Raw genomic sequence first — 3,062 nt, 5'->3', positions numbered from 1 at the left:
TTAAATACGTATTCATACGGGTTTAAAACAATTTCTAAATCAATCGCCATTAAGCAAGAACGAAAAATCATGCTGCTTACACAACCAGTGAAAAATCCAACGGACTTTAAGCCACTAAAATTCATTAGTCGATTAAAACAAGTCATGTACAACAGCCTAATGAACCGCAGATCCGATGTAAAAGCCGTAACCGAAATGATTTATAGCAAAGTACACAGCTTTACGAAGTTTGACGTTTGGAAAGCACATAAAGACATCATGCTTGAACACTTATTACGAGTTGTTGAGGTTTGTTTAGACGCACGTAAAAATAAAAACTCAACCACATTAAATCTATGCGTGGATTTATTAATCATTGCTTAAACGAAGAATTAACAGCCTATGTTTTCAACGAAATTGAAAAATTAACGCCAGCACCTGATGAAAAAGTGAGCCACGAAATTGTTGAGTTATATCAAAATGCGTTGAATGAAAAACACGCTTTTTACGAAAATGAATTAGAAAAATATTATCGCTAGGGAATTTAAAATAAAAAAAGGATCGCCAACTTTTTATTTTTTTCTCGCACAAAAATAAATTTTTCGGTTCCGTTTTTCTAAAAATGATTTTGCACTTTTTGAAATTTGTTTTGAACACGCATTTTGTCGAATAGTGAGAAAGAGCATAAGGGAAATGTGCTATCACTTACGTGATGGTCTAGGCAGAGCCTAGTATTTTCGTGATAGCATGATTTTTTTCAAATGTCCCATATCTTGTCCATGTTTTTCGAGAGCGTGTCCCATGTTCTGTCCACTTTGAAAAATGAAAAGTCCCATGTTTCGTCCACCTCTTTTTTTTAATTTTTGGTGAAGGCAAGCTACGGGTTTGCCCGGGCAAACCCACATAAAATTTTTTCGCTCGCCCCAAAAGGGCAAGCTACGGGAGTGTGACCACACTCCCTAAAATTTCATTTTTGCTTGTTAGGAATTCCTAAAACCTTTTGTGTCGTTGCACTCGAAATGAAAAATAAAAGAGCTGCAAGGAACAGGGCGCACTTACACATCATGTTCATGATGCGTGCGAAAATCGAAAATCCCTGGCACAAAAATTTGGCGGATCATACCGATGGGCCAAATTTTTTCAGACCGTTAAAAGCAAAATTTGCTGACGCAAAAATGAAAAAAACGAAAAAAAAAGTAACCAATTACGGCTACTTTTTTCAGTGGAAAAGATTGGCTATTTCGTGTAAAGGGGTGTTATCGGCACTTACGCATCAAAAAAGCAAAGTCAATTAATTATTCGACTTCGCTTTTTTATTTTTTCAAACTAAAAAGTATGAATATTTATTTAAGATATGAGCTAATATAGTAGCAACTCACGTAACGAATGTGTATACATCATTCTTCATAAATGTTTAATATCATTTTTGCCAACATTAAAATAAAAATCACTACTATCCATTTAATCACTTTCTCAGAATACCCTAAATTTTTATTCCATTTATAGATTGCGAATGAAAATATTAGTAATAGAATTATATTAAGAGATTTAATTATATTAAATTCGTAGAATAAATTTGTGAAAATCAACAAAACATAATTTATTAGTAGTAACCCATATACTAGCTTGTTATAAATTTTATTTGAATTCCAATTAAAAAATAGAAATGGAATAAAACATACGATGCACGTAATAATAGCGCTATACCATAAAACAGTAAACATTTTTCTAACTCTCCTATTTAATAAAGTCGTAAATATTCATAATCTTTTTTCTCGCCAAAGAAATAATATTTTTTACCGTTCTTTTTATATGTCCGATTTTTGAAAAATTTCTTTATACCATACACAACAATTGAACCAACAGTATTACCACCTGAAAGGAACAAAGATGTATTCATTATATATGCTATAAGGGGTCCCGTCAGATTTTCGCGGATTTACAACGATAAGGAATCTTCTTAACGCTAGTTATTAAGATTTTGTTTTTGAGCAATGTTTTGAAACGAATTATGCTCAAAATATAGCTCCTTTTGCAGTTGTAATATGACCCTTGTGAAAGATTGAAAATCATCAAACAACAGTTAAGGAGAAACATATCATAAATAAGTGCGATTAGGGTACAGATCTTGCATAAAAAATTGCATATTTATTTCGCATTTAAGTGCTGATTTTTTAGTAAAGAATTTATTCTTTAAAAAGGGGTTTGTACTTTTCTTACAAAAATGCTATGATTTTTACAACATATTTGAACGTAAAAAAAAGCAACCATAACGTGACATAAGTCGGACTGCAATCCTTCTTACATCGCTTTCCCGTATCTCGAACATACGGTACTCACTTGTCATAGTTGCTTCATTACTAATTAGTATATCTGTTTAGGTGGTTGAACACCTAATGGATAGCTCTATTCTATAAAGTTTTGAAAGATATTTCAAGCCTTTATTACTGTAATGAAGCAAACAAAGCACGTTTGTATCGGAAAACACCGATACGAGCGTGCTTTTTTCGTTCTAAAAGGAGCGAACTACCATGACAAACCAAACACAAACCATCACATACACATACAACCCAGCAGCTTATAAAGCATTTGCCAACTTCACAACCGCTAAAGACCTGAATACAGCGTTTGAGATGTGGTTAGCGGATCACAAGAAGGAATTCGGCAGAAAAGAGCTACAAGCCCTTAAAACGATTGTGAGACACTCTGTAAAGGTGCCAGGAATCGCTACACTAAAATTAAAGACCGTTGTTAAAGTCGCAAAAGAAGAATTCGACTTTAGTTTTGATTTACGTACAGCCAAACGTGCGGTAGCCAAAGCGAAAAACTTAGGCATGCTTGTGACACTCGAAACACGCACAGCAAAAACAAATTTAAAGGGCCCATCTATTTATGTATGGCAACCGTACCAATGTAAGAATGTCCCTACGGAGAAAGTGGGGACAAACATCGAAAAAATTGCGAAAGAATGCGAAGAACTCAAGCATAGCAAGCACTCAGAAGAAGTCGCACAGCCACAAAACGCGAATACGGAAATGTCACCACATAAATCTGTCTTTATTAAAGCTATTAAAAATAAATTA

1 protein-coding gene and 1 pseudogene are annotated in these 3,062 nt (G+C 33.9%); both read left to right on the top strand.

Annotated elements, in window-relative coordinates:
* Nucleotides 1–363 (top strand): hypothetical protein (locus tag KSHG_RS18495; RefSeq protein WP_010309383.1); only part of this gene is annotated, 363 nt, incomplete at its 5' end.
* Nucleotides 364–2,510: 2,147 nt separating this feature from the next.
* Nucleotides 2,511–3,062 (top strand): annotated as a pseudogene (locus KSHG_RS15420) (hypothetical protein); the annotation flags it as partial.

Origin of the sequence: Kurthia senegalensis (genome assembly GCF_000285595.1) — a bacterium.
Classification (GTDB): Bacteria; Bacillota; Bacilli; order Bacillales_A; family Planococcaceae; genus Kurthia; species Kurthia senegalensis.
This window is presented reverse-complemented; position numbering and strand designations above follow the sequence as displayed.